Genomic DNA, 26,674 nt, shown 5'->3' with positions numbered 1-26,674 from the left:
AGTTCTTGCTTTGTCGGTCAACCGCCAAAGCTTGACACTGGAACAGCTTCTCGCTCGCGATAGCATCTCTCTACAGCTCCCACGCCTAACTCTGGGGTCAGCGGCTTAGCCGATACACCACGCAACGTCCCGCGATAAATAATCGCCGCTACCTTCAGGGTATTCACAGTGTGCGTAAAATCTGTAGAACCTCTGGTCTGATAAAAGCCCCCAACCCAAAGCGCAGCCCTCCAACGAATCAATGTCCGTTTATCGGGTGCCAACTCCCAATCACCCCGAGGAGTATCTATCTGACGTAAGATTGGCTTGGCGCGAAGTGCTCCTGCAAGCTGCGGCCTGTACTTCAAGACCAGAGAATTTAACCAAGCACTTAATCTTGGCTGCCAATCATATAGGGCTTGCACGTTGCTGGATGCAGACTCCATTGCCCGCAACATCTCTTTGAAGTCATTTTCGGTGACCGCCGCCAGACCATGTTTTCCTAGACCTAGTGACTCTTGGTGAAGCAACATGTAATCAATGTTGACTATTACCCGTGTGACGCGGTCATAGATATGTCCGTCATCGTGCAATCGACCATTTGTCACCTTGGGATGTGCTTGCGCGAGCACCCAGCACTTGAACGCATCAAGCAGCCTTTTGTGCTTCTTGTCGGTCAAAACACTTTCACCGAGGGGCACTCCCCAGTTTAAAACAATCCGTTGTTTTCCAATGACTAACGTCCATTCCGCATCGTTGAATGGAGACTTCAACCAAGGAGCTCTAGTAAAACTATCGAAAGTCGGAGTCGCAATGATTTTAAGATGGGCCAGGACGGCCGCTGGAACCGAGTTACTCATATATGGCTTCCTCCGCGATAACGACTTCATGCGCGCACGCCTCTGCCTGCTCCAATAAGAAAACAAGTTCTTCCCGCGGAGGTTGCGCAAAATTTATGTATTTCTTCAGACGCTCCGCGAAATCGGCCCATTCCATAGCGAGTGTTGTCACTTTCCTCGTCGCGAGCTCGACGGCGCGCCGCAAAGCCTCAAGGACGGCCAATGTCTCAACGCTCGCCGAAAAATACACTCGGCTATCTTCAAGGTCGTTGCGCACTTCGGGCTTCTCCGGCTGTATCGGCCTGACTTTGAGGGCATGATTTTCAAGAAATTCGTGGAGGTCCTCTATGCATACAAAGTCAGTGGCCCGAAGAAGATACTCGCTGCCTTTGAGAGCTTCCGCAATGACCGCGTTTTGAAACAAGCGCACCCAACGCTCTTCGAAGAAGGCAATGAGAGGCGGAGGAACGTATCGCTCAATCTGACTGAAGACAAGCTTTTCGTGCCCAAGATTCTTGGCGGCTTCTGCCAAATCGGGCTTTCGAAGGTACCTTTCAACTGCTTCGCTCGCACGCAACGTAATCAAACTAAACCGCAGCGCTAACCGACGGACTTCGCTTTCGCTCAAAGCTGCGTGTGGCGCAAACTCCTTCGTCAACCTTTCGACATTGTCATTTCCAGAAGTACGTTTTGAGGCAGCAACAGGAGTTGGATAGACGAACCCACGTTGGCATTCCAAAAAAATCCTGCGCCAGTTGCCGTCGCCCTTTTTTCGAAGATACTTTCGCAATGGCTCGGTCAAAGCGATGACTTGCGCTAATACCTCTGCCGCGCGGTCGGTGAGGGCGAATGTCTGCTGTGCATTTCTCGGCCCCTTTCTCGCCTTTCTCCCGTCTATAACCCAAGTCGTGTCGATTTCACTTACACCGACCACGTGGTCATGAGCATCGAAGAGAACGAGTTCTTCGAAAAAACTCGGAGTTATCAGGGGGTGTTCGCTTACCAATATCGCCATGTGAGGCAACAGCGTCCCTGCTGTAGGAAGCGCTAAGAGCGAGTACACGTCCGTAGCGGGCGAGCCATATAGCAAGTCAAGCCGCGGCTCATCTTCGGCTGTCTCAAAACCGCGGGCAAGAAACGTAGCCGCAATGTTTTCCCTCCACTTAGAATGACTGCGGCGCGTCTGCCCCTTGCCGAGGACATAGCCGGGCTTAGAGAGCTCCCGAACAACCCCTACCTTTGAAAGCGCGAGAAAGGTTTCATGCCTTTCCCAAAGGTCCAATATCTGAGCGTTCGCCCACTTTTTAACTATCGCCAAGTCACTTTGAATTCGGGAGAAGAGAATTTCGGCCGCTTCCTTATCCGTGAGTTTCAATGGCACGTCCGTCAGGAGTTTTGCGCTGTAGCGTCCGACGCCAGTTCCATCCTCTCGGCGGTGAGTATGATGCTGTACTACCGTAATCGGAAAAATGGGAAGTTCCCAAGACGGAGTCGCCCAAAAACCGGACTTAAGCAACGCTTTTATTATGAAGTTGCGGCCCTTTGTCCAATGTGATTGCACATAGGCATAATGATGCGTCTGCCCTCGTGTCTCGGCGAAGTGGAGCGCGTACAACGCGACTAATTCCTGAATCTTCTCCGGGCGTGCAAAATCATCATAAGCCCACTCAGGCGGAAGTGTTGCCAGGTAGTCGATGAGAAACGCGACCTGGTGTATGGATTCTTGATTGCGGCTGTCATAGAAGCCTTGCGTAGCGCGCTGGAAGCCAGTCGCGTATGCTTCGCCGAAGCGTTGCTCGAGGGCGCGCAAGTCGAGCCACCGGATGCCGCCTGGGGTAGTGACCGGCCAGCCTCTTGCGCTCTTTACCGCTTCCTCGTCCAGGTCGGTCTGTTCGAATTTTTCCTTCTTTTTTTTCCACTCGGCTGTGATGCCCAGCGTCGATGTCGAAGGAAAGGCAGACGCCTCGATGGTCCCGGTTTCGTCTGCGATAAACCTCACTACGCATACCAAATCAAATCGACGTGAGGGGGTCGCCCAGAGGAATTTCTCCGAGTAAATTGCTCCGCAAAAATCGAGGACCACAGACTTTGGGGAAAGGCGTCCATCGCGAAGCTTGAGGCTTTGATTCGTAATTTGCAGGAAGATGTCCAACAGGCGGATGACGACCTGTCGGTTGCTCTTGTGGGGCTTTGGTGCCTCAAGCAACTGGCTCAAACGGTCGAGCGCAGCTACTGAGATTCGTTGGTAGGGCTGCCCGGAATACCACCCTACGTCGCGAACGACCGCAGGCGATGAAAATTGACTGTCGCGCCGTGACTTGAAATCAGTCGTGGCTTCGGACGCAGACTCGGCAGTGGGAACTACATGCAGCCGGCTCATCGCGCACCTCCGGGCAATCCGGAAAGGACAAATGCGCGAAGATTGATTGCAGAACCGAGTGAAGAACGCTTGGCGTCGCCGAGCGCAATCAGGGCAGAAACTTTTCCAGACAAAACGAATCCCTCCGATAAAATCGGGTCAGATTCGTCCGGTCTGTTGACATGGCGCTGTTTGAGTTGGCGCCAACAAGTTGGACGGGTTACTGCTCCAAGCCACGCTTATCAGCGGCTTTGCCTAAAACCTTTCAAACGGCAGGTGCCTTCAACCCTATTTTTGGTCTGGAGCTATTTGATAGGATAGCATCAAAAAGTTTGGCCGGGAAATGGCAATGTTGGGAAAGTGTGGCATGGAGTACCTCGCCGAGAGGGTACACCGGCGTTCGCTTCAGCAGCGGAGGGCTTCCTTCATGCACACGAAGGCATGGGTGTTCCGGGTAGTGCAGCGCCCGGAAACCAGATGCCCGGTCAGCGTCCAGAGCTGTGCCTACCAACGGGGCTGGAGTTGTTTTTCAACCCTACGCTGGCAACGACGGTCTAGTCGCCGTTAGCACCTCGCATACGCGCGTACCCTATCTTGGAAAAACGGATTTTCCCAGTCAGCGACTGTGAAAACTCCGAGTTGCTCTCTTGTAGACGATTCGGCGAAGTCGATGACTGTGCACAAACAATCAGCGTAGATACGACATATCGGCTCGTTGAAGAAGTTGACGGACTCAAAGCCTGCGGCTTGAATCGGGACTTTAAGCCGGTCAAGCTGGGCGGCGACGCGCACGAAATCGGACTCTAGTACCGTCTCTATTGCATCTGCAATTTCTGGCCTACATTCGCGCCGTATGTCGCCAACCATCGCTGAAGCTGTCCTTGAAAGTGCTCTGTGTTCTGCGATATCCAATCAACGAAAATCACGTGTGCAGGATAGCTCGCGTCCGACACCGCTAGCAAAATCAGATGCGGTGCCTCCCCGGCGAAGCTCTTTGCGACAAAGCCACGATATGTATCAGGTATTGCCTTCGGCTTCGTGCTCACCGCGCTCCGGCAAAATACTGAACAACAGGCCTCGCACGTGGCTCCGCATTGCGTGCCGCAGTTTCCGCAGGACCGTGCGCTCGCGAGCGCTCGCCTCCGCTGCTAGACGCTGCTCCCAGATACGGTCATTTATTGCAATCAGGAACAGTGAGGTCAGCAAGCCAGAACCCAGATTCTGTAGCAGGCCCCCCACCATTGGTCGGCACCTTTCGAAAGACCGATAAGTCAGATGGCGACGACAAGAGTGAATACGAACGCGGCAAGGCGCGACTGGAATGGGTTCATTCGGCTCATCTGATGATTTTACCGAACGAATCCCGCCTGGCGTACGCGTCATCCTCCTACGAGGCGTAGCGCGCTCCCTCCGACAACTGTTGAAGGGTCTTCGCCAACTACAAGTGGTTGTCCCAGCTTACTGAATGCCTCGTTGGAATCGACGACAAATCGTCGCTGCCGATGTCTCTTGCAATGACGACGGCTCCCAAGGGTACAACCGTTTCATCCTTGAGCCTTCGCGGAGCTGAAAAAGTAGTTCCAACGGACTGCAGCAAGAGTCGGTCATCCGCATTTTCGCCCGGCACCACCGCCTTTATCCTCAGCAGTCGCTCGCCGAGCGCGCCGGCTATGTTCTCAAGCCAGTCTAATGCGTCTTCCCATGGAATAATGGCGTCATACTTTGCGTGAAACACTCGGACACGCGGATGGAGGAGACGCCGGCGCTCGAAAGACTTGCAGAAGGCACCGACGGGAACATCAATGTTGCCTGGCGGAGCGAAGGCCTCCCGCGCGCGCACCGACGCCGAAAACTCGTTCACAATGAATGCGAGAGGATTGAGTGACCTTACAGTTTCAACCGCTTCCTCGCGCCTCTCCACCGCCACTTGGTCTATCTTTGTGAGCACGACCGTGTGAGCCGCGGCTAACTGCGCCACCGCGTCCTCGAAATCGGGGCCTTGCAGCGGAGGGCGGCTGCAATCGTATGTAGACAGCAAATGGAGCTTGAGGCGAAGGTCCGCAAGTTCCTGTAGCGATGACACTATGGGACCAGGCCTGGAAAGGCCGCTGCACTCAAGAATTATTCGCGAGAACAGGCCCTTGCCAGCGACCTGGCGAAAGTGCATCAGGTCCTGAATAGATGTGACCAAGTCGCTCGTCATCGAGCAGCAGACGCATCCGTTGCTGAGCGTGGCCATGGACATGCCGCTAGCCGATTCCGAGAGCACAGCGCCATCGATATTTATCTCGCCCGCCTCGTTGACAATGACAGCGGTGTCGGACGCGTCGTCACTGCAGTTGAGCAAGCTCTCAATCAACGACGTTTTTCCGCTTCCCAATGCCCCGGAGACGATTATGAACTGCGGTCCACTTTCCATGACTTCCTCACTTCTTCGTCTGCTGGCTCAGGGACGAATCTTTCCAGCTTCCAGCGACCATCTCCCGAACGTCCGCGAGCAATTCTTCGACGTCGTACACCATTCCGCCGCGAATGGTCTTCTGCAGACAACGCTTGAACTCCGGACCGTTCGTTTCTTCGTTCAACCGGACCGCGCCAGTGCCATACAGTAGCTTGAAGTCTGTCAGCGGATTTTGGTCGTGAATCAGAATGTCTGCGCGCTTGCCGACTTCCAGCGTCCCAGCCTCGTCTTCGACACCAAGCAGTTCGGCAGCGTGAGATGTCGCGGCACGCATCACCTCAAGCGGAGAGAAGCCTGCCTCTTGCAGCAGCTCAAGCTCACGGACAAACCCGAAGCCATAGACTTGATACATGAAGCCGGAGTCGCTACCGGCACACACACGCCCGCCGCGGTTCTTGTATTCGTTAAGAAAGGTCATGAGGATGCTAAAACTCTCCTTCCATTCGACTTCATTCTTCACCGACCAGCGGTAGAAGTACGCGCCGTGCCCGCCGCGCTGCGGCTGGAAGTATTTCCACGTTGTACTGTCCGTGTACTCGTCATGCCAGTCGGCGCGACGGGCGCGCATAAGGTCACGATTGCTGTCATACACGTTCATGGTCGGAACGAACGTGTGTCCGGCTTCCAAGAATGCTTCAAGGACCTCGTTCCACTTCGTGCTACCCGGCCGCGCTGCTTGCAGGAACGTCTGCCCCGCAGTCGCGAACCGCATATATTCGTCGTTGTAGTTGTAGTCGTCGCCCACCGATTGGAGCGTGCGGCCGTCGAACAGCGCTTCAGGAATGCCGTAGGCGTGCTCCGTGCTCGTGAGGCCCCAACGAGCGGTACGCAGAGAATTCATGCGCCCAACAGAAAGCTGCGCGTGATGACAACACGTCCTCAGTCCAAGCTTCTTGCTTTCGTCCAGTGCGGCTTGCATGATTGCTGGCGGTGCGCCGAAAAACTTCACGCCTCGCGCGCCTTTTGCATGTGCCTTGCGCAGCCACTCCCTACCTTGCTCCGGCGTATAGATGGTCTTCAGGTAGTCGTTGACCGCAGGAAAATAGACGTACGGGTAGAGCGTTGGTGCAGCAATTTGCCCCTCATCGGCCGCCGCCGCCTGCTGCTGTGTCCACGCAAGACCGTTCATCGTGCCTGCTTCGCGGACGCTCGTGACACCGTGAGCGAGCCAAAGCTTGTAGATATAGTCGGCCGGCAGCATCTCGCCGTTTTCTGCGTGAAACGGCGTGCCGATGTGCGCGTGGCAATCGATGAAGCCCGGGGTGGCGAACTTGCCGGAACAGTCGATTTCGTGGTCGCCGGCTGCGGGCCGACGCGCCGGGTTGATAGGCAACCCCGGTACGCCAACTGCGGCGACTTGAGTGATGCGCCCATCCTCGACTACGATGTCGGCCGGTCCCCAGGGAGGCGCGCCCGTGCCGTCGATGACCATCGCACCGCGCAGGACGAGTCGAACGGAAGGGGCCGGCGCCGCGGTCCCTCTTCGTCGCGGCTTGCACCTGTCCCAAACCTTTCTTTGCGAAACCAGCGACCATCTCTTCTCCGACTTCAATATCCGCATCAGGCGCGCTCATGCTGTCTCCGTTATCGATTTGCCCTTTTCAGGCTTTCGTCAATTCTCAGAATACTTTCGTGCCGGGGGCGACATCACGCTCCGGCTTGAGGTAAACAACTGCGCCGTCCGCGCCCTCGACGCCAAGCATCAGGACCTCGGACTTAAATCCGGCAATACGTCGAGCGCCCAGGTTCACCGCGCAAATGACCATCTGACCGACAAGCTCTTCCGCTTTGTAGAGTGCCACGTATTGACCGCTGGTCGCGAGCTCACCCAGCTCACCGAAGTCAATCCAAATCTTGTAGGCTGGCTTACGTGCCTCTGGGTTCAATTCAACACGGGCGATGCGACCGGCGCGCATGTCAACCATTGAAAACGCTTCGTAGGGGGTTGTATCGCTCATCTTGTGACAATAGAAAATTTGTATCCAAAGCCCAACGGGGTCTCGAGACAAAGCCGCAGTACGGCTGATGTTATCTGGTCGCTATGGCGTCGAGTCCGCGTTCAACATCTGTGCGTCCTGAACTTCGTCCGGATGCTTGTATCTGACCACAGGGAGCAGAGGTCCTTCGAGTTCCCCCTGGCAAACCCGCATGGAAGGGTGAGCATAGTCCAAAATCACGGGACGGAAATGTCGCGGCTCAGCCGCCGGCTCGATGACCGGTAGCGCTGCTCCCGCGGCCACCGCTTCTTCGATTTGTTCCTCTAGCAGAGTCGCCGCCACATCATCGATTAGAGGCCCAACGTCGGTTTGCTCATCGAGCGGGTCTCCGACATGTAACTGAGATACTCGGCTGATGAGTGCGGAGACGGCCGAGTCCCCAATGGAATCGGGTATGTAAAGACACGACACGCGCTCGGCTTCCGCTCGCAAAGGAGGAAAGAAGGCCCGCTCAACAATTGAGTCACATACGGACTCGATGTCGGAGTGCTCGTCAACTGCAAGCGGAGACCGAGTGACCGTAGTCACTGTCACGGGCACTAATGCTTCGTCGCATGCACGCAGGATGTAGCTGCCGACCTCACGGCTTCCTCGAAACCTGACTTCGCTCACACGAGAGTGCATGAGTGCCGCACGTAGCATTCCAATCGCGTCAGTGGAAGGAGCGACGCATAGCAATCCGTCGAGGTCGTCACCTTCGTTCCAGAGGGCGGCGAGCGATAACGAAGATAGCGAGGCTCGCGTAGATGGCTTCACAAGCAAAGCGCGGCCGTTGCTTAGCGCCGCCACCGTCTCTGTTATCAATGACAAGACCGGGTCGCACCAATTCAAGATGCCAAATGTGACCTGCGCTGTTGTCCACTCTCGTGCCAGGGACACAGCCGGGCTCGAACAATACAGGTCGAGAGTCGCGAGTGCCGTCAGCACCTCGACACGAGCAAACCTGATTGGCTTGCCCGTCTCCAGGCTAATGGTGCGCGCCAGTTTCTCTCGATGTACGGCGATTCTTTTCGCCCAGGAACACAACCGCTCCTGAACGACTCGTGTTGTGTGAAGCGTTCCCGCAGCGATAACCGCGCGCTCGAAACACGCCGCGATGGTGCGGCAGTCGGTGTCGGGCGCGGTGCCAACCACCGAACCGTCGAACGGACTATTGATGTCAAATCGACGTATGACGCCTGCTCGCACGCCGAACGGACGCGCAAGCAGGCGTTGGGTGGCTTCGTCAAGCCGTCCGTCCAGCATCGCTCAGACAGCCGCCTTGGCGGCAGTCACGGCGCGACCGAACATCCCAAGTGCGTCCGATACGTCCTGGTCCGAAACCGTCAGGGGCGACAGGAAGCGGACCACATTGCGTTCAACGCCGCACTTGATGATGAGCAGGCCCTCTTCGCGTGCTGCGTCGAGGATGCGTTGTACGAGAGCGCTGTCCGGGGACTTCGTACTCGCGTCGGAGACAAACTCGACAGCGACCATCGCGCCGGTTTGACGGATTTCGCCCATTTCCGCGTGCTGGGCCTTCAACCCTTCCAGCCCAGCGCGGAGTTGCTCGCCGATTTTGGCGCTGCGCTCGAGCAGGTTTTCTTGCTCGAAGATGTCCAGCACGGCATTTGCCGCCGCGCAACCCAACGGGTTGCCGCCATACGTGCCGCCCAATCCGCCCGGCTGCGGGGCATCAACAATTTCGGGGCGACCCACAACGCCCGAGATGGGCAGACCGCCTGCGAGACTCTTCGCCACCGTCACGAGGTCAGGCTGGATTCCCGAGTGCTGAAAGCCAAACATCTTCCCAGTGCGGCCAAAGCCCGTCTGGATTTCATCGCAAATCAGAACGATGCCGTGCTTCTTCGTGAGCTCGCGCAGAGCCTGCATGAATTCGGCCGGCGCGGCCAGGAAACCACCATCGCCCTGTACGGGTTCGAGGATGATTGCCGCAACGCGGTCCGGCTGAATTTGCGTGCTGAAGATGGTCTGGAGTGCCTTCAGCGCATCGTCCGAGCTGATGCCATGGTACGCATTGGGGTACGGAGCATGGTAGACGTCGGGCGCGAACGGTCCGAAGTTCTGCTTGTAGGGTGCGCTCATGCCCGTAAGCGACATGCCAAGGAGCGTGCGGCCATGGAAGCCGCCTCGGAAGGCAATCACGCCAGGGCGATTCGTGTAGCCACGCGCAATCTTGATGGCATTCTCAACTGCCTCAGCGCCGGTCGTCAGAAAGACCGACTTGTAGCCCTGGCCGGGGGCAACCAGTTCCGACAGACGCGCTGCCAAGCGAATGTATGGCTCGTAGCCGACCACTTGGAAGCAGACATGCGAGAAAGATTCGAGCTGCTGCTGCACCGCTGCGACCACCGCCGGGTGGTTATGGCCAACGTTGAGCACGCCGATGCCGCCTACGAAATCGAGGTACTTGCGACCCTTGTCGTCCCACAGGTACGCACCAGCCGCACGGGTAGCGATAACGGGGTGGGCCGTTGCCACGCCGCGAGCAACGTAGGTTTCGCGCAGCGCCGCGGCGCTCGGATTTTTGTCGAGTTCCTTGTTCATCAAATCACCTCCTGAGATAGAACCCATGGTAGGAAGCCATAAACCGTGCGAACACCTACGAAAAGTAGGAATTTCGACGATAATTTTCGTTTTTTTTGGCCTAATTCATAGTTCTTGCACTAATCTACAAGCTCCCGTTCCTACCAAAGATGGGTAGTTATGTGGTTTCTGGCTGAGTTCAATGAGATACGGCTGGTTCCTGACCGGAACCGAACCGACCATTGAAAGCGCTAAGTACGCATCGGGAGCGGAGATGAACACAGTAAATTTGGCAGGAAGCTACGTAGACGAGAAAGCCGCCCGACGGCGGGCCATTGTTGCCACCGTGCTGGGGAACGGCTTCGAGTGGTTTGACTTCATGGTGTACGGCTTTTTCGCCATCACCATCGCAAAGCTGTTCTTCCCGACTGGCAACGACCTCACGTCGCTGATGCTCTCGGTCGCGACGTTTGGTGTCGGCTTCCTTGTTCGCCCCTTTGGCGGCATTCTCATCGGCATCTATTCCGACCGCGCCGGCCGGAAAGCTGCGCTGTCGCTGACGATTCTTCTAATGTGCGCCGGTACGGCAATCATCGGTCTCGCCCCGACGTACTCGCAAATCGGCATGGCAGCCCCCTGCCTGATTGTCTTTGCGCGCCTGCTTCAAGGCTTTTCGGCCGGCGGCGAGATGGGCACGGCAACTGCCTTCCTGACGGAACACGCACCCAAGGGCAAGAAGGCGTACTACTCCAGCTGGATTCAGACGAGCATCGGTTTCGCCGTGTTGATGGGTGCCTGTTTCGGGACGGGTATTACGCTCGGCCTCTCCACTGCCGACATGGAGAGCTGGGGTTGGCGCATCCCGTTCCTCTCAGGTTTGCTCATCGGGCCAATCGGCTTCTTCATTCGTCGCAACCTGGATGAAACGCCGGTCTTTCTTGAGGCAGAGAAGTCGAAGACGCCGCTGAAGGAGGTTCTCCGCGACTACCCGTGGCAAGCCTTCGCAAGTTTCGCGATGGTCGTGCTCTGGACCGTTTGTATCTACGTGATTCTGTTCTACATGCCGACGTTCTCGGTGAAGGTCCTGAAGCTTCCGCAATCCGCATCGTTTATCGCGGCAATGGTCGGTGGCGGTGTCATCACTGTCTTCTCGCCGTTCACCGGCTGGTACTCGGACAAAGTGGGCCGCAAGTGGCTGCTCGGTGGTGCGTCGGCTGCGATGCTTATTCTCGCTTGGCCCATGTTTGCGATGATTGTGAAGGCTCCGTCACTCGCGACGCTGTGCGTTTTTCAGGCCGTGTTCGGCGTGCTCATCGCGATTTATACGGGTCCTATCTTGGCCGCTCTGTCGGAAACCTTCCCAACCAAGGTGCTGTCGACTGGACTCTCGGTCGCCTACAATCTGGCCGTCATGACGTTTGGCGGCTTCGCATCGCTCATTCTGACGTGGCTCATCAGCACGACAGGTACGGCTATGGCGCCGGCGTTCTACGTCATCTTCGCCGCCGCCTTCAGCTTGCTGGGCGTGCTGTTCGGTTATCGCCAGCCCAAAGAGGTTTAACTGTTGCCGCGGTGTCACGCTGATACCGTGGCGAAACTTTTCGCCGCCATGAAGCTTGACACCGCAATTCGTGAAACTGTCTTACGTGAAGCAGAGGTCGTCGCGGGGGAGGAAAACCTCCAACGCGACATCACCTGGGTTCACATGGTCAACCACCCAGATATCGTCAACTGGGTTAAGCCTGGTGAGCTGCTGCTGACCACCGGCTACAACTGGCCGAGCGACACTGAGGCTTCGAGACGACTGGTACGCGACCTGAGTAAAGTCGGGCTGGCGGGGGTTGTGCTGGCGGTTCCTCACTTTCGCGACCACTTCCCTCAAGAAGCCATCGACGAAGCGCGAAGTGTTGGCTTTCCTCTTCTCGAGCTCCCTTGGGCTGTTCAGTTCAGCCAAGTCACGCACGAAATTCTCGCGAAAATAATCAACTTTCAGGCCGAGATAATCGAGCGCTCGGAGCAAATGCACCGTGCTTTGACTAACGCCGCGGTTACAGCGATTAGCCTGGGTGACATCGCAATCACGCTCAAAAAGCTGGTCGGTCGCGAAGTAACATTCACGAACATCTCCGGCGAGGTGCTCGGTACGTCGGCCGCAGAATCCGAAACGCAGGCGCTTGAGGAGCAGTTCCTGAGCTCGTTGTCCGACGCACCCATCGATTCCAGCAGTTCCTCGCGCCCCATCCGGGTGAAGTTCGTCATTGCAGGCCGCTCCCTTTATCGGCTCAGGCTGCCAGTTCGACTCCACGACTCGCTCGTTGCAGTGAACTGGCTCGATTTGGACGGCGCGGAGGTCGATGAACTGGACACTCGAGCAATGGAGCATGCGAGTGTGGTCGCCGCACTGCATCTAATGCATCAACAGCAGCTCGCGCAACAGGAAGACCGGCTAGGATACGCGCTCGTAGCCGGACTGCTCGACGGTGAGTTCACTTCGACGCCAAGCGCGCTCGAACGCGCCCGAGTATGTGGCTGGAGTCAAACGGGCCAATATCGCATCTGCCTTGTGCTGCTCGATGAGCCCATACCCCTGACCACGGAAGGCCTGAATCGTCGTGAGCGCTGGGTCGAGTCGCTCAAGCATCAGCTTCGGGCATCAGGGCAGCCCGAGTTGCTCGCAATATGGCTGAACCAAATCAAGTTCATCCTGCCCGCAGATGCTTCTCCTGAGACGCTGTGGGACGCGGTCAGTGACCAGCGCGCTGCGATGGCAATCAGTCGCGTGCACTCAGGTGTCGACGGGATGGCGATAGGCTCGAAGGACGTTGATGCTCTGCTGCCGACATTGCGCCCTGGAAGACTGCATCGATTCGACGAGATTCTCTTTCCTCGAGCGCTTCTTGGCGACGCAAACGCCCGCGACATGCTCATCGAACGGCTCGTCACGCCACTTGTCTCGCGGCCTCGCGGCGAGTCTCTGTTAGAGACGCTATGCACGCTCGCAGATGAGGGCTTCCAGTTGGTCAACGCGGCACGTTCGTTGGGTATTCACATCAGCACGATGCGCTATCGCCTCGAGCGAATCGAAGAAATTCTCAACGTCACGCTCGAGGACCCCAAGATTCGATTCCAGGTCCAGGTCGCGATGGCGCTGTACCGACTCCGCGAAGATTGACGCCAGCCTTCCTACTTTAAGTAGGAAGACTTCCACTTTGTGTCGCGTTTTAATTTTGGAATGACGCGGGATTTGACGGCAAACGCGCAATTCGCGTGGAGCCGCAGTCTCGCCGCTTTTTCCGGATTGCGCGACCACATGACTTCGAACTCGTCCTCCCCACGCCCCGACCTCAACAAGCTTCTTTCACTGCAGCGCCGACTGGCTCAGACAAGCGACGCTGAAATCAGGTTCGATGCAGGGTCTCGAGCAGCCTACGCGTCAGAAGCATCGAACTACCGACAGGTGCCCATCGGCGTCGTACTGCCGCGCACAGTTGAAGACGTCGTTTCGGTGATGCGCGCCTGTCACGAGGCCGACGTGCCGGTGCTCACACGTGGTGCGGGCACCTCAATGTGCGGCCAGTCCGTGAACGTCGCGGTCATCATCGATACATCGCGACACCTCACCCGCATTGAGCAACTCGACGCCGAGCACCGGACCGCTCTGGTTCAGCCTGGCGTCATCTGTGACCAGTTGAAGACCACCGCTGCACTCAAAGGTCTCACTTTCGGCCCGGACCCCGCCACGCATAGCCGCTGCACGATTGGTGGGATGGTGGGCAATAACTCGTGCGGCGCGCACTCGGTGATGGCCGGAAAGACTGCCGAGAACATCGAGTCGATGGAAATCCTGACCTATGACGGAGAGCGTTTTTGGGTCGGACCGACAGACGAGGCGGCATATCAAGAGCACATCGCCGCCGGGGGGCGTCGAGCCGAGATTGTTCAAGCACTTCGCAAGCTCGTCAACCGTCATGCGGATGAGATTCGCATGGGGTTCCCGAAGCTGAAGCGACGAGTCTCGGGCTACAGCCTCGACCAGCTCTTGCCAGAAAACGGCTTCAACATTGCTCGCGCGCTCGTCGGTTCGGAGGGCACATGTGTGTCGGTCTTGCGAGCAACGACAACGCTCGTGCGCAATCCGACCGCGCGAGTCGTCACCGTCTTCGGATTTCCGACCATCTTTGACGCAGCCGATTGCGTTCCCCAACTGCTGCCGCTCGAGCCCATTGCGATGGAAGGCTTGGACACAGGCATTGTCGGTGGGCTACGCGAGCGAGGGCTTGCTCTTGCTGACATCGCGGAATTGCCTGACGGCAATGCGTGGCTGATGGTCGAGTTCGGCACGGATACCCTCGAATCCGCAGTGGAGCGTGCACAAGCTGCCGCAAATCTTGCGGCGTCGTTGCCCGGCTCCCCGAACGCGCGCGTCGTATCTGACGCAGCAATGATGAAGCGACTTTGGTCGATTCGGGAAACTGGCGCATCCGCTACCTCTATCGGCGATGACCCATCGAAGCCAGACCCGGTTGTTGGCTGGGAAGATGCGGCAGTCGAGCCTCGCCTGCTTGGCGCTTACCTTCGCGAATTCGCTGCATTGGTCGAGCGGTACGGCTACACAACCAACATGTATGGCCACTTCGGCGATGGCTGTATCCATTCGCGCATCAACTTCGACCTGCGCAACAGCCAGGGTATTCACACATGGCGCGAGTTCCTACAGGAAGCAGCGCTACTCGTTGTCAAATATGAGGGGTCGCTGTCTGGGGAACATGGAGATGGACAAGCGAAAGGCGAGCTGCTTTCGCTGATGTACTCGCCCGAGCTTATGGATGCTTTCCGCGAATTCAAGACTATCTGGGACCCGAAGAACCGGATGAACCCCGGCAAACTCATTGACGCGATGCCTGTCGATGAGAACTTGCGACTGGGGCCGACCTATCGCCGAGTCGACGTTCCGAGCCACTTCTCATTCGGCAATCTTCAGACGCCAGACACTTTCGCGCGCGCGACCGAGCGTTGTATCGGCATGGGCAAATGCCGCTCGCTCGACGGTGGGACGATGTGCCCGAGCTATCGTGCGACGCGCGAGGAAAAGTACTCCACCCGCGGCCGCAGCCGCTTGCTTTTCGAGTTGCTCAAGGGCGAAGTCATCACTGACGGTTGGGACAACAAGGACGTCAAGGACTCGCTCGATAACTGTCTCGCATGCAAGGGATGCCGCAGCGACTGCCCCACGCATGTTGACTTGGCGAAGTACAAGAGCCACTTCTTGTACCAGCATTATCAGAAGGCAAAACGTCCTTTGATGGACACGATGATTGGACACATCGGAACATGGCTGCCAATCGCGACCCGCATCAGCGGCGTCGTGAACACTGCCATGACGATGCGTCCTTTCCGCGCCGTGGCAGAAAAATTTGGCTTGGCTTCCCACGTCAAGTTTCCCGCCGTAGCGTCCACGGCTTTCAGGAACAGCGACACCTGCAAGCACCTCATACAAGACGCGCGTACTGCAAGTGCCCAGTCAAAGACGGTCCTGCTGTGGACCGACACCTTCAACAACGGATTCTCTCCGGAGGTTCTTGAAGCGTCTGTCAGAGTGCTGGAGTCATATGGAGTCACGGTCCGCCTCATGAGCAAGCAAATTTGCTGCGGGCGTCCCTACTACGACGCCGGCATGCTCGACCACGCCAAGCGCAACCTCATCGACATCATGGCGGAGTTGAAAGAGGTCATTGCCCTGAAGCTTCCGGTGATTGTGCTGGAGCCGAGTTGCCTCTCCGTGTTTCGTGATGAACTCCGCTCGCTCTTTCCGAGCGACGAGAACGCCACCGCGCTGGCCACCTCAGTCAAGACATTGGCCGAGTACCTCGAGGCGCAACGCTTCGATGTTCCGAAGCTCGACGAGAGCGTCTACGTCCATGGTCATTGCCATCAGAAGGCGTGCGGTGGAGTCCAAGCTGAGTCTCGTCTTGTCAACAAGGCCGCACAGTCCGGGGCGGTCCTGCAGACGGGCTGCTGTGGAATGGCGGGTGCCTTCGGCTATCACACGAAGACGGCAGACGTCGCGCGTTCGGTCGCCGAATCCGAGTTGGTGCCCAAGATTCAGCCGCTCGATGAAAACGCCGTCCTCGTGAGCGACGGCTTCAGTTGTCGCTCTCAGATTCGAAACACCACGGGCCGCTCTGCGATTCACCTCGCGCAGTGGCTTGATGGAAGAACCAAGAAAAGTCCGGCACAGCGCCAGGTCCAATCGCCCAAACAGGAGGAAACCGTATGAATCGTCGTCACTTCGCAAGCCTTGCCGCAGTCAGCGCTTCGGCGCTGCTCCTCTCGCGCACGAGCAACGCCGCCACGAACATCAACGGCAACGACCCCTCGGCTACGCTCGCTCAAGCCCAAACTGCTATTCGGCAAGCCACCTCGCGCGACGCGGCAATTCAGGCGTGGCTCGAGGTTGTGAAGCCACGACTTCCGTTTCTTCAGGCGACTGCTTTGGTATCGCGTCCGCGCCCCGAGGCACCGAAAGAGCTTGGTGCCGTCCGCCGGATTTACTCCACTGTTCCGAGCGCTTACCCCGTAGGTGGCTGGAAACAGCTTTCGGGTTCCGACTGGGCCCGAAAAGTCCTCGAACGCGGAGAGGTTCTCGTCGCGAACAACGACGCGGAGCTCGAACACTACTTTCCCGACCACAAGCTGCTGAAGTCGCTCGGGACTGCAACGCTCGTGAACATTCCCGTCGTCGTCTGCAAGCGAACCGTCGGCGCATTTGCCTTTATGTGCGCAGAGGTTGTCCCTGAAACCGCCATCACCGAAGAAATTCGACTGCTGACGGCACTGACCGCTCCTCTGTTTTCAGACGACCTGGTGCCGGCCGCCTGACAGCAGAAAATGCTAAGCGGAGCCTCGGCTCGATTGGGGAAGTCGAAGAATGGCTTCTCCGGGCGAAACCAAATGCTGCAGGCTCCGGATACTCTAAAGATAGGCAGACCCCTATCAAGGATTGTGAAATGTCACTCGCAACGCTCATTGATTCAGACCGCAAGCATCTCATCCATCCCGTCGCCAATTACCGCGCGCATGAGCAGCGCGGTGTGACGGTCCTCGAACGCGGTAAAGGCGCCTGGTTGTATGACGCCCAAGGCAACGAACTGCTTGATGCGTTCGCGGGTCTCTGGTGCGTCAATACAGGGTACGGCCACGAGAGTATCGTGAAGGCCGCAGCAGAGCAGATGGCGAAGCTTCCCTATGCGACGGGATACTTCCACTTCGGTTCGCAACCGGCCATCGAACTGGCCCAGCGTCTTGTCAACATCACGCCCAAGAGCCTGCAGCACGTCTACTTTTCGCTAGGCGGCTCCGATGCGGTCGACTCGGCCCTGCGTTTCATCACGCACTATTACAACGCCATCGGTCGGCCGAGTAAGAAGCATTTCATTGCTCTGGAACGTGGCTATCACGGCTCCTCGTCCATCGGCTCTGGCTTGACAGCAATCGCCAGCTTCCATCGCAATTTCGACGTTCCGCTGCCGACCCAGCATCACATCCCGTCCCCTTATCTTTATCGCAGCGAGACGCCAGACGATGCTCAGGCGCTCATTGCGAAATCAGTCAAGTCGCTGGAGGACAAGATTGCTGAGCTTGGCGCAGAAAACGTTGCAGCTTTCTTCTGCGAGCCAGTTCAAGGCTCGGGCGGCGTCATCGTTCCGCCGAAGGGGTGGCTCAAGGCGATGCGCGATGCATGCAAGCGGCTCGACATTTTGTTCGTCGCCGACGAGGTCATCACGGCCTTTGGCCGGACGGGTCCGATGTTCGCTTGCGAAACCGAAGGTGTTGAACCGGACCTGATGACTATCGCGAAAGGCCTTACGGCTGGCTACGCCCCCATGGGTGCAGTGGTCATGTCCGATGCGGTCTATCAAGGCATCGCTGATGGTAGCAAGCCGGGAGAAGCAATCGGCCACGGCCAAACTTACTCGGCGCATCCGGTAAGCGCCGCTATCGGACTTGAAGTTCTCCGGCTGTACACCGAAGGCGGCCTCCTTGCAAATGGCCAAGCTCAGGCACCGAAATTTGCAAGCGGTCTGGACAGTCTTCTTGACCACCCACTGGTCGGGGACTCGAGACACGCCGGTCTGCTCGGAGCAGTCGAACTGGTCGCAGACAAGACGACGCGGGCCCGATTCGACCCGGCACTTCATCTCGCTGACCGCATTTTTGACGCTGCTGCTCGCAACAAGGTTATCTTCCGCGCCTTCGGCGACAACATACTCGGTTTCGCTCCGGCGCTTTGCTACACGGAAGGTGAAGTCGACATGTTGGTTCAGCGCGCCCGTAAGACGCTCGACGATGTTCTCGAAAGCGCCGACGTTCGTCGCGCTATCAAAGGTTAAGGGCTTCGGCTCATTTGCCGAAGCAACACGAGAAGTATCTATCGAAGGTATCGGGTATGGAACTGAAACTGAAACGCGAAGAACTGCTGCGCCGCCAGAACCTGATTGGTGGCGAATGGACGGACGCGGTGGACAACGCCCGCTATCCGGTGACGAACCCCGCCACGGGCGGGCTCATTGCTGAAGTCGCGAACAGCGGTAAGGCCGACGCCCGTGCTGCTACTGACGCAGCGGCGAAAGCGGCAAAAGACTGGCGTGAGCGTTTGCCCCGAGAACGGGCAGAGATTTTGAAGCGCTGGCACGCTCTGATTGTCGCGAACACTGACGACCTCGCTACGCTCATGTCGATGGAGCAAGGCAAACCGCTGGCAGAAGCTCGCGGCGAAGTCGCGTACGGGGCGTCGTATGTGGCCTGGTTCGCCGACGAAGCCACGCGCATCTACGGTGACCTCATTCCCCAGCAGCAGCGCGGCAAGCAGATGCGCGCCATCAAGGAGGCGGTCGGAATCGTTGCCGCCATCACCCCGTGGAACTTCCCGCTGGCAATGATTGCCCGCAAGATTGCTCCCGCGTTGGCTGCGGGCTGCACGGTGGTCGGGAAACCGGCTGAGGACACGCCCCTGACGGCACTGGCGCTTGCAGCACTCGCTCAAGAAGCGGGCGTTCCTGCCGGCGTTCTCAACATGCTTAGCGCGTCGCGCGACCACGGCATCGAAGCAGTTGGTGACTGGCTTGCCGACGACCGCGTCCGCAAAATCACGTTCACTGGTTCGACAGCGGTCGGCAAGTATCTCGCGCGCGAGTCGGCTGGCACGCTGAAAAAGCTTTCGCTCGAACTTGGAGGCAATGCGCCTTTCATCGTGTTCGACGATGCGGACCTTGATGCAGCCGTCGTCGGCTTGATGGCAGCGAAATTCCGCAATGGCGGGCAAACGTGCGTTTGCCCGAATCGCGTCTACGTTCAGTCGGGCGTGTTCGACAAGTTCGCCGAACTGCTCGCTGCGCGAGTTGGTGCGCTGAAGGTCGCACCTGCGACGGACCCGCAAGCGCAGATTGGTCCCATGATTAACGCAAAAGCAATCGACAAGATTGACCGTCACGTCAACGACGCGGTTTCGAAGGGTGCGACCGTGCTGACTGGCGGCAAGCGTTTAACCGAGATGGGCCCGAATTACTACGCGCCGACGGTCATCGCCCATGCGACCAACGAAATGCTTGTCACCTGTGAAGAAACCTTTGGCCCGGTGGCTCCGCTGTATCGTTTCGAGTCCGAGGAAGAGGCAATTCGCCTCGCCAACGACACGCCGTTCGGACTTGCCGCGTACTTCTACACTCAAGACATGCGCCGTGCCGACCGAGTCTCGCGTCAACTTGAAGCCGGCGTCGTTGGCCTGAACGAGGGCGCGGTCGCGAGTGAGGCAGCGCCTTTCGGGGGCGTTAAGGAGTCGGGCTACGGTCGTGAAGGGTCAAAGTACGGTCTCGACGATTACCTGTCCATCAAGTACATCTGTCAGGGCGGTCTCGACTAATATCGTGTCGAGCCCCAGGCCATCGTCTCACAAGGACGATGGCCTTTTTCGTTTCCGCTCAGAAAGCCTGGCGCATGCCGACACGCACGACCACCTGGTTGCTCGTGCTCGACGGCGTCACGAAGGCCATCGCGGCCACCGCCTGTTTGCCAGTGGAGTCCGTTCCGATTGCGTGTTCCCACGCGGCAATTGCGTACAGCATGGTTCGCTTCGACAGGTCGTACTCAGCTCCGACGTTCACCTGACTGTACTTGGCGTTCTCTGCTTTCGTATAGTTGTAAGCTGCGCCGACAAGCACATCGGGCTTGATACGGTACGTCGCGTTCGCTTCGATGCTGTTAAACGTCGCAGTGCCTGAGAACGGTGTGGAGTTCGTTGGCACCACATCTTCAAAACGCGTGTTGGTGCAGAGCACACCGATGACTGCGTTGCCAATCGAGTAATTCAGGCCAGCCCCGGCGATTTGCAAGGTATGAGCCGAAACATAGCCGCTGAAGGTCGGGTTCGTAATCGGATTGGTGAACGCCGCGCCCGCCTGCGGACTCGCGGTAGCGTCGTAAAGCGAGGTCGCCGGATTGTTGAGGCGCAACAGCGCGGCTGATGCAGTGACAGGGCCGCCCGCATAGGTCAGGCTCAACCCCTCACCACGTCCTTGGGAGAATTTGCCTGCGACACCGCCGAGGCTCAATAGCGCGCCGAGTTTGAAGCCAGCAAAGTCCGGCGTGTAATATTTGATGGTGTTGCTGACCGAATAGTCGCCCCACACATTATCGACGTCAGCCGCGCGCGTCGTAAGCACCCCACCAAATTTCAGAGACGAAGCCAATGGCATCAGCGAATCCGCGATGAGGTCATACTGGCGACCCAGCCTGAGACTGCCGAACGGGCCGTTCAGCGCGACGTAGGCCTGCCGCCCAAAGAGGCGGCCTCCGTTACCGAGCTTGCCGGTGTTGACGTCAAAGCCGTTCTCCAAGACCGCGACCGCGTTCAGACCGCCGCCGAGGTCCTCGACGGTTCGGAAGCCCCATTTGCTGCTCCCGCGGCCGCCATTCACCATCTGATAGTTGTGGGAACCTGCCTGGTTGTTAGTGAAGGAAAAGCTGTCGTCAACAACGCCGTAAAGCGTCACCGAACTCTGAGCGATGCAAGTCGTTGAGCCAACGAGCATTGCGGCACATAGCACTGTCTTCTTCAATTGTCCCCTCCGGACAGTATGGAATATCTGCCCGGCAGCGAGACCGATTGAACTACGGTCGTTATAGACCTTGATTGCCGGGGCTATCGGAGGTCAGTATTCCTGCAACTATTTTTGGCACCAATCGACGATAGGTAGGAAACCGGCAGCCCAGGTTCGAATGTTTCGTATGACTGCATTTTGCAAGTCCGTCGCCGTGCGTAACGAGCTCGGTCGCGTGAGGAGTCTTTAGAAGCTCAGAGTGGAAGCGGGTTACCGGGAGGCCGGATATGGCCCGGGAAAATCGGTGCGGAGAAGCGCTACTCAGTGCAGCAAGGCTGCCAACTCAGACGCACACCATTTCTGGAATGCTGTCGTACGTCCGTAGTTCATGTGATAACCGAGGGCAAAGACCGCTCGGTGGCTTAACAGATACCCGCGTCCGTCGTTACGCTTGAGGTCCTTGTCCGCGTCGATTTCGCCAGTAGCGCCGACCTGCCAGAGTAGCTTGGCTGCCTTCTGTGGCCTGATGCCGAAGAGATATGCGACGTGGTGAAAGTCGAGCCAAGCCGCGCGCCCATTTAACTTCTCTCTAATCATCTTGCTGCTGGATGCGCAGATATACTGGACCGTCGTCATCCTGATTAGCTCCGTTGCTCGTCGTCTTCCGAAAGCAGTTTGTCGAGCGGTACTGTCTGCTTGACGAAGGTCGACCGAATGACGATATAGCTGAAGTACTTCTCGATTCCAATATTGCGGTCAACCAGCGTCTCAATGACCTCTTGATAATGGCCGATATTCTTGACGATTGATTTCAGCAGGTAATCGTATCCGCCGCTGACCAGGTGGCATTCGGTTATCTCTTCGAAGTCGCGCAGGTTCGCCTCAAAGCGCGTGAAATCCTCTCGACGATGGTCATGAAGCATGATTTCGGTGAAGACCGTTACTGTGCTGGTCAGCTTTGCCAAGTTCAGATGCGCACCGTATCCGGCGATAATTCCCGCAGCTTCAAGGCGCTTAACACGTTGCAGGCACGGACTTGCTGACAACCCGACCGCGTTGGCGAGGTTTGCGTTCGTCATATTGCCGTTCTTCTGCAGTTCGGCAAGGATTTTGACATCGGTCCGGTCAAGCTTCTGTCGCATATCGTGCGTGTTCGAATCGGCTGTGTGTCAATCGAAGGCAACTATGCCATGCTCGAGCAGGTCCTCATGGTGTGCTTTCACCAACTGCGCCATGCTCGTAAATTTGTAGTCAACGGATGGTTCGACCGAGTACTTCACGTTCGCACCAGCTCCGCGCTGCTCGTAGCGACGCTGAATCCAGCATGAGCGAAGCTGCAGTTGGCTTGCAGGCTGATGGTCGTGGTAGACACTATCTGCGACATGAAGTGTATCGTCCCTTCCGATGCCCATCGAGGCAAGGGTCGAGAATAGATATTCGAAGTTGCTTCGCGAAGGCTTGTATGAACCGACGTCTTCAGCCGTCACGATAGCGTCAAAATCGACCGCGAGCTTCTCATTTGTCGCTCGGAAGCTGCGGTTATCAACGTTGGAGACGACAACCAGCTTGAAATACTTCTTCAGATACTGCAGCGTACTCGCCGAGTCTGGAAATGCTGGCCAATCTCCCACGGAGGCACCGTAGGCGACCGCTTCCTCCCAACGATAGGGCACGCCCCATTCTTCGGCGATTCGCTTGAACACAACCTGAAGCAAGCGGTCATACGACATGCCAGGCGTGACTTTCTGCTGATACGACTCGTGGCGCGCGTGGGCTTCGAGAATATCATCGCGCGTGAGAGGTTCTGCAGCTCGAGACGCAAGCTCCGACAGGCCCGACGCGATACCTGACTCCCAGTCGATGAGAGTCCCGTAGCAGTCAAATGTGAGTGCCTTGAAATCCGTCAAAGCCACAACGCCCCCTTTGATTCAATCGCCTGCAGATAAATCTTAACCGGCCTCAATGGTCTCGTCTGCCTCGCCCGCGCAAAATCGGCTCGCAGCGCCCCGAGGCTGACGAGACTCCATTGTCTTACTTATTCGCCAGTTCTTCCTGGTGCGCCTTCGCGAGGTCCGACATGCTGTTGAAGCGGAAATCGATGTTAGGTTTCGAGCCCGGGTTCATCGTCGCACCGAAGCCCGGCTGCGAATGACGGCGATAAATCCAGCACGACGCCAAGCCAAATTCGTTCGCAGGCTTGTGGTCATGGAAGAGGCTTTCTGCCGTGTGTAGAATCTTTTCCTTCTTGATGCCACGGTCGCCGAGCTTCTCGAGCATGTATTCGAAGTTGCGCGGCGACGGTTTGTATGAACCCACGTCTTCCGCAGTGATAATGGCATCGAACTCGACTTTCAGCTTGGCATTGCTGTGGGTAAAGCTCTCGTTGTCGATGTTCGACAGGATGACGAGCTTGAAATGCTTTTTCAGATATTGCAGTGCCTCGGCGCTGTCTTCGAACGCCGGCCAGTTCTGGACCGAGCGACCATAAGCGACGCATTCTTCGTGCGTGAACGGCAGACCCCATTCCTCGGCCAGACGCTTGTAGACGATGGGCAGCAGTTCTTGATAGCGCTTCGCCGGCGTGTACTTCTGTTGCGACGACTCGTGACGCGCATGCGCCTCCAGCACCTGGTCTCGCGTGAGCGGCGTCGTCGCCCGGTCCAGCAGGGTCTTCAGACCCTGGAAGATTCCGCTTTCCCAGTCAATCAAAGTGCCGTAGCAGTCGAACGTAAGGGTGTTGAAGTCGGTCAGTTTCACGGGTTCTCCTCTCATGTGTCCAGGTGGAGACCACAGTTTATTGAGCAGTGGCGGCAAGCAGCACTTTAATCGAGGGGCCGAGCAGCAGCTTTCACCGTCGTGAGCCGCCGCAGCAGCAGCTTCTGCTGCCTTCGTCGTTCTGCCTCCAGCCCAAGTGTTTTCCCTTACGAAGAGGTGCCGCAGAACAGCTAACAGCATCCCGGAACGGTTGCCTCCAGCTTTCGTCGTCATCAGCGTGGGCCTTGCCGGCATCGACCTCCTCGACGAACACCCAACAAAAGTTGCCGAAGTTTTTCCTACTTCAAGTGGGAAGACAGCTGTTGAACGGATGACCCAGATTCAGTCATTTTGAAGGGGCCAAGATGACTACCATCGGCGTGCTCGTGACCGTGTTGATGTGGAGCACGCTTGCAACGAGCGTGGACCTTCTGCATGGAACACCGACGTTGTTTGTCAACGGCATCGCGCTAACAATCGGCGGAATGATTGGTCTGCCGTGGCTTCGGCATTGGAAAATGCCGCTGACACTACTGCTTGCCGGAAGCGGGTTGATGTTCGCTTATCACGTCATCTACTTTTACGCACTGCAACTCGGAAGCCCAATTCGCGTGAGCCTCGTGCACTACCTATGGCCAATCATCATTGTGTGCATGACGGGCTGGCTGGCACCGGCAGAACGCAAGCCGCGGTTCCTGTATGCGAGCGCGTTGCTCGGCTTCGGAGGAGCCGTCGCCGCCTGCTGGTCGATGCAACAGCCTCTGTCGACGCACGACACAGCGGACTCGATGGGGTCGCATGTTTTGAAAGAAATCGCGGCTTACCTTCTCGCGTTACTTTCGGCTCTTGCCTGGGCTGCGTACTCGGTTCTTGGTAAGCGATTCAAGTCGATTTCCAGCCTATCGGTGGGCGCCTTCTCGCTACCCGCTGGTCTCGCGTGCCTTTCGATGCACTTCCTCACGAGCGACTGGCCAAGCCTGCCAGCACAGGACTGGCTCGTCCTTGTCTACATGGGGCTTGGCCCCATGGGTACGGCGTTCTACCTGTGGGATTCCGCGATGAAGAAGGGCAACACAGGTCTCACGACGGCGTTGAGCTACGCCACGCCCGTTCTTTCGACAATCTTTCTCGGTCTACATGTCGCTCAGCCATTGCCGCCCACGTTGTGGCTCGGCGTCGCGATGGTCACCGCCTCTGTCGTTATGGCACGTGCGCGGCGCCGTCCGGACCCCATAGCGAGAGATGGACGAGCGAGCCCGAGCACCAGCGAAGGGTAGGTGCCGCGTCCATTTAACTCCGGCTCGCTACAGTAGTAAAAGGACTCTGTACTCGATAGAAGCTTCGTTCAAAAGCCAAAGCAAAAGAGCTTCTTATCCAACGGCGTCCTATCAGCGAAGACCACAGTTCCGTCCGAAAAGGGTCCGGACAGCGGCAACAAGGTCATAAAAAGGTGAAAGCGTTGCGAGGCAGAGGAAACGAATTTGCACGCTCTTGAAGCGTCGTTCTCACAGCTTCGGCGAATAGGGACCGCGTCAATCGCCGACGAGGTTCCGACTGACAAGGTGTCGATGTTAAGTCGCGTCTTCCCGCGCAACGCTATCGATTCGGGTTCGATGACGAAGACCGAGCGGCGGCGTATAAGGGCGCGGTGTTGGGCTATCCTTCGGCGTACCTCCTCTGATGCGTACGTTCCCGCCATGGCCCTGTCCCCCTTGCCACCACTGCCGTGTCTACACGCGTTCGAAGCCAGTGCACGCTACCTGAGTTTCACTAAAGCAGGTCAGGAGCTTCATCTATCGACATCCGCCATCAGTCGGCAAATTTCTCAGCTCGAAACGTTCCTCGGTCGTCGACTCTTCCTGAGAGAACACAATTTGCTGAGGCTGACCCCCGCCGGAGAAACGTACGCGGTGGACGTTCGCCGCATCTTAGAGCTGTGCACAAGCGCCACATCAAGCCTCATGGCAAGGGTTGTCAAGTCTCGCCTGACGGTTTCATGCACTGCCGGCATCTCGACGCTCTGGTTGGCGCCAAGAATCGGGGCGTTTATCGACGCCAACCCGGACGTTAACCTTCGCATCATCGTGCGGGACCATTTCGGCGTAGTGTCCCCGGCCGAATATGACATTGGAATCTTCCTCCTCCGCAAACCTGACATGCCGGACACGCACACAATAAAGCTGTTCGATGAGAAGGTTTTCCCGGTCTGCTCTCCAACCTACCTTCAAGGCAAGAGGTTAACGCCAGCCGGGCTACTATCGCGCACGTTGCTAGTGCTCGAGGATGCGGAAAGGAGCTGGATGTCGTGGCACAGCTGGTTCGAGCGCGCAGGGTTAGAACGGCCATCGTTGAGCCAGACCATCATCGTTAACAGCTATCCAGTCATCGTGCAGCTCGCCGCGCAAGGCAGAGGCGTCGCACTCGGGTGGAATGGTGTCATTGACCTACTTCTTGAGAACGGAACCCTCGTGAAGGCATCTGACGCTGAGGCCACCTTGGGCAGTGCGTATTTTCTGACTTGGCCATCGGAACGTGGCCAGAGCTCGGCCGCGCGCCGTTTTCAAGAGTGGGTGTTAGCTCAGGCAGGAGTCATTTGATTCCTTGTTCCCCGGAGGGCTGTTGCGTTTTGCGCAACCGCGTTTGCGAAATTAGCGTTATGTGAC

Annotated in this window: 20 protein-coding genes; 8 read left to right on the top strand and 12 right to left on the bottom strand. The window is 57.4% G+C overall.

What is annotated here, in order from left to right; genetic code table 11:
* Positions 1 to 17 precede the first annotated feature (17 nt).
* From P9255_RS20495 to gabT, 7 genes are all read right to left on the bottom strand, one after another.
* The gene (locus P9255_RS20495) at positions 18 to 839 is read right to left on the bottom strand and encodes a hypothetical protein (protein WP_309790373.1); all 822 of its coding nucleotides are present in this window, start codon (positions 837 to 839) and stop codon (positions 18 to 20) included.
* On the bottom strand, positions 832 to 3,198 hold the full coding sequence (locus tag P9255_RS20490) for a hypothetical protein (RefSeq protein WP_309790372.1): 2,367 nt from the start codon (positions 3,196 to 3,198) through the stop codon (positions 832 to 834). The genes P9255_RS20495 and P9255_RS20490 overlap by 8 nt, the downstream gene beginning before the upstream one ends.
* 1,417 nt (positions 3,199 to 4,615) lie before the next feature.
* Positions 4,616 to 5,596 carry a CobW family GTP-binding protein gene (locus tag P9255_RS20485; protein WP_309790371.1) on the bottom strand — a complete coding sequence of 327 codons (981 nt, stop codon included), beginning with the start codon at positions 5,594 to 5,596 and terminating at the stop codon, positions 4,616 to 4,618.
* Between the two features lie 7 nt (positions 5,597 to 5,603).
* Positions 5,604 to 7,070 (bottom strand): amidohydrolase family protein, encoded by a 1,467-nt coding sequence (locus tag P9255_RS20480; RefSeq protein ID WP_309790370.1) that lies wholly within the window; start codon positions 7,068 to 7,070, stop codon positions 5,604 to 5,606.
* Between the two features lie 187 nt (positions 7,071 to 7,257).
* On the bottom strand, positions 7,258 to 7,596 hold the full coding sequence (locus P9255_RS20475) for a tRNA-binding protein (RefSeq protein WP_309790369.1): 339 nt from the start codon (positions 7,594 to 7,596) through the stop codon (positions 7,258 to 7,260).
* Between the two features lie 81 nt (positions 7,597 to 7,677).
* Complete coding sequence (locus P9255_RS20470; RefSeq protein ID WP_309790368.1) at positions 7,678 to 8,880, bottom strand: aldehyde dehydrogenase family protein; 1,203 nt, start codon at positions 8,878 to 8,880, stop codon at positions 7,678 to 7,680.
* 3 nt (positions 8,881 to 8,883) lie between these two features.
* Positions 8,884 to 10,182: a 4-aminobutyrate--2-oxoglutarate transaminase gene (gene gabT, locus P9255_RS20465; RefSeq protein WP_309790367.1), complete on the bottom strand. Its 1,299-nt coding sequence runs from the start codon at positions 10,180 to 10,182 to the stop codon at positions 8,884 to 8,886.
* A gap of 253 nt (positions 10,183 to 10,435) precedes the next feature.
* Here gabT and P9255_RS20460 point away from each other — a divergent pair, with 253 nt between their 5' ends.
* The 6 genes from P9255_RS20460 (at position 10,436) to P9255_RS20435 (ending at position 20,080) form a co-directional block, all read left to right on the top strand.
* Positions 10,436 to 11,722 carry an MFS transporter gene (locus P9255_RS20460; RefSeq protein WP_309790366.1) on the top strand — a complete coding sequence of 429 codons (1,287 nt, stop codon included), beginning with the start codon at positions 10,436 to 10,438 and terminating at the stop codon, positions 11,720 to 11,722.
* Positions 11,723 to 11,749: 27 nt separating this feature from the next.
* Positions 11,750 to 13,333 (top strand): PucR family transcriptional regulator ligand-binding domain-containing protein, encoded by a 1,584-nt coding sequence (locus P9255_RS20455; protein ID WP_309790365.1) that lies wholly within the window; start codon positions 11,750 to 11,752, stop codon positions 13,331 to 13,333.
* A 138-nt stretch (positions 13,334 to 13,471) separates the two neighbouring features.
* Positions 13,472 to 16,438, top strand: a complete 2,967-nt coding sequence (locus P9255_RS20450) for an FAD-binding and (Fe-S)-binding domain-containing protein (protein ID WP_309790364.1) — start codon at positions 13,472 to 13,474, stop codon at positions 16,436 to 16,438.
* Complete coding sequence (locus P9255_RS20445; RefSeq protein WP_309790363.1) at positions 16,435 to 17,040, top strand: hypothetical protein; 606 nt, start codon at positions 16,435 to 16,437, stop codon at positions 17,038 to 17,040. Before P9255_RS20450 ends, P9255_RS20445 begins: the two co-directional genes overlap by 4 nt.
* 128 nt (positions 17,041 to 17,168) lie before the next feature.
* A complete protein-coding gene (locus P9255_RS20440; RefSeq protein ID WP_309790362.1) occupies positions 17,169 to 18,551 on the top strand; it encodes an aspartate aminotransferase family protein in 1,383 nt (460 codons plus the stop codon).
* Positions 18,552 to 18,607: 56 nt separating this feature from the next.
* Complete coding sequence (locus P9255_RS20435) at positions 18,608 to 20,080, top strand: NAD-dependent succinate-semialdehyde dehydrogenase (RefSeq protein WP_309790361.1); 1,473 nt, start codon at positions 18,608 to 18,610, stop codon at positions 20,078 to 20,080.
* A 58-nt stretch (positions 20,081 to 20,138) separates the two neighbouring features.
* On the opposite strand, the gene P9255_RS20430 is transcribed toward P9255_RS20435, so the two are convergent.
* The 5 genes from P9255_RS20430 to P9255_RS20410 all read right to left on the bottom strand — a co-directional run bounded on the left by P9255_RS20430 (position 20,139) and on the right by P9255_RS20410 (position 24,014).
* Positions 20,139 to 21,275 (bottom strand): porin, encoded by a 1,137-nt coding sequence (locus P9255_RS20430; protein ID WP_309790360.1) that lies wholly within the window; start codon positions 21,273 to 21,275, stop codon positions 20,139 to 20,141.
* Positions 21,276 to 21,578: 303 nt separating this feature from the next.
* Positions 21,579 to 21,893 carry a hypothetical protein gene (locus tag P9255_RS20425; protein WP_309790359.1) on the bottom strand — a complete coding sequence of 105 codons (315 nt, stop codon included), beginning with the start codon at positions 21,891 to 21,893 and terminating at the stop codon, positions 21,579 to 21,581.
* Between the two features lie 5 nt (positions 21,894 to 21,898).
* Complete coding sequence (locus P9255_RS20420; RefSeq protein ID WP_309790358.1) at positions 21,899 to 22,399, bottom strand: Lrp/AsnC family transcriptional regulator; 501 nt, start codon at positions 22,397 to 22,399, stop codon at positions 21,899 to 21,901.
* A 27-nt stretch (positions 22,400 to 22,426) separates the two neighbouring features.
* Complete coding sequence (locus P9255_RS20415; RefSeq protein ID WP_309790357.1) at positions 22,427 to 23,170, bottom strand: haloacid dehalogenase type II; 744 nt, start codon at positions 23,168 to 23,170, stop codon at positions 22,427 to 22,429.
* Between the two features lie 118 nt (positions 23,171 to 23,288).
* Complete coding sequence (locus tag P9255_RS20410; RefSeq protein ID WP_309790356.1) at positions 23,289 to 24,014, bottom strand: haloacid dehalogenase type II; 726 nt, start codon at positions 24,012 to 24,014, stop codon at positions 23,289 to 23,291.
* Between the two features lie 362 nt (positions 24,015 to 24,376).
* Between P9255_RS20410 and P9255_RS20405 the strand changes: the two genes are divergently transcribed.
* Positions 24,377 to 25,288 carry an EamA family transporter gene (locus P9255_RS20405; protein WP_309790355.1) on the top strand — a complete coding sequence of 304 codons (912 nt, stop codon included), beginning with the start codon at positions 24,377 to 24,379 and terminating at the stop codon, positions 25,286 to 25,288.
* 420 nt (positions 25,289 to 25,708) lie between these two features.
* Positions 25,709 to 26,608 carry a LysR substrate-binding domain-containing protein gene (locus P9255_RS20400; RefSeq protein WP_309790354.1) on the top strand — a complete coding sequence of 300 codons (900 nt, stop codon included), beginning with the start codon at positions 25,709 to 25,711 and terminating at the stop codon, positions 26,606 to 26,608.
* The last annotated feature ends 66 nt before the right edge of the window (positions 26,609 to 26,674 follow it).

Source organism: Caballeronia sp. LZ019 (genome assembly GCF_031450825.1).
Taxonomy (GTDB): domain Bacteria; phylum Pseudomonadota; class Gammaproteobacteria; order Burkholderiales; family Burkholderiaceae; genus Caballeronia.
The sequence above is the reverse complement of the archived record's forward strand: the minus strand, read 5'-3'. Positions and strand labels throughout refer to the sequence as shown.

What these genes read in the sequence shown, in the direction of transcription:
- P9255_RS20495 (WP_309790373.1), bottom strand. Translation starts at nt 839, where the DNA reads ATGAGTAACTCGGTTCCAGCGGCCGTCCTGGCCCATCTTAAAATCATT.
- P9255_RS20490 (WP_309790372.1), bottom strand. Translation starts at nt 3,198, where the DNA reads ATGAGCCGGCTGCATGTAGTTCCCACTGCCGAGTCTGCGTCCGAAGCC.
- P9255_RS20485 (WP_309790371.1), bottom strand. Translation starts at nt 5,596, where the DNA reads ATGGAAAGTGGACCGCAGTTCATAATCGTCTCCGGGGCATTGGGAAGC.
- P9255_RS20480 (WP_309790370.1), bottom strand. Translation starts at nt 7,070, where the DNA reads ATGGTCATCGACGGCACGGGCGCGCCTCCCTGGGGACCGGCCGACATC.
- P9255_RS20475 (WP_309790369.1), bottom strand. Translation starts at nt 7,596, where the DNA reads ATGAGCGATACAACCCCCTACGAAGCGTTTTCAATGGTTGACATGCGC.
- P9255_RS20470 (WP_309790368.1), bottom strand. Translation starts at nt 8,880, where the DNA reads ATGCTGGACGGACGGCTTGACGAAGCCACCCAACGCCTGCTTGCGCGT.
- gabT (WP_309790367.1), bottom strand. Translation starts at nt 10,182, where the DNA reads ATGAACAAGGAACTCGACAAAAATCCGAGCGCCGCGGCGCTGCGCGAA.
- P9255_RS20460 (WP_309790366.1), top strand. Translation starts at nt 10,436, where the DNA reads ATGAACACAGTAAATTTGGCAGGAAGCTACGTAGACGAGAAAGCCGCC.
- P9255_RS20450 (WP_309790364.1), top strand. Translation starts at nt 13,472, where the DNA reads ATGACTTCGAACTCGTCCTCCCCACGCCCCGACCTCAACAAGCTTCTT.
- P9255_RS20445 (WP_309790363.1), top strand. Translation starts at nt 16,435, where the DNA reads ATGAATCGTCGTCACTTCGCAAGCCTTGCCGCAGTCAGCGCTTCGGCG.
- P9255_RS20440 (WP_309790362.1), top strand. Translation starts at nt 17,169, where the DNA reads ATGTCACTCGCAACGCTCATTGATTCAGACCGCAAGCATCTCATCCAT.
- P9255_RS20435 (WP_309790361.1), top strand. Translation starts at nt 18,608, where the DNA reads ATGGAACTGAAACTGAAACGCGAAGAACTGCTGCGCCGCCAGAACCTG.
- P9255_RS20425 (WP_309790359.1), bottom strand. Translation starts at nt 21,893, where the DNA reads ATGACGACGGTCCAGTATATCTGCGCATCCAGCAGCAAGATGATTAGA.
- P9255_RS20420 (WP_309790358.1), bottom strand. Translation starts at nt 22,399, where the DNA reads ATGCGACAGAAGCTTGACCGGACCGATGTCAAAATCCTTGCCGAACTG.
- P9255_RS20405 (WP_309790355.1), top strand. Translation starts at nt 24,377, where the DNA reads ATGACTACCATCGGCGTGCTCGTGACCGTGTTGATGTGGAGCACGCTT.
- P9255_RS20400 (WP_309790354.1), top strand. Translation starts at nt 25,709, where the DNA reads ATGGCCCTGTCCCCCTTGCCACCACTGCCGTGTCTACACGCGTTCGAA.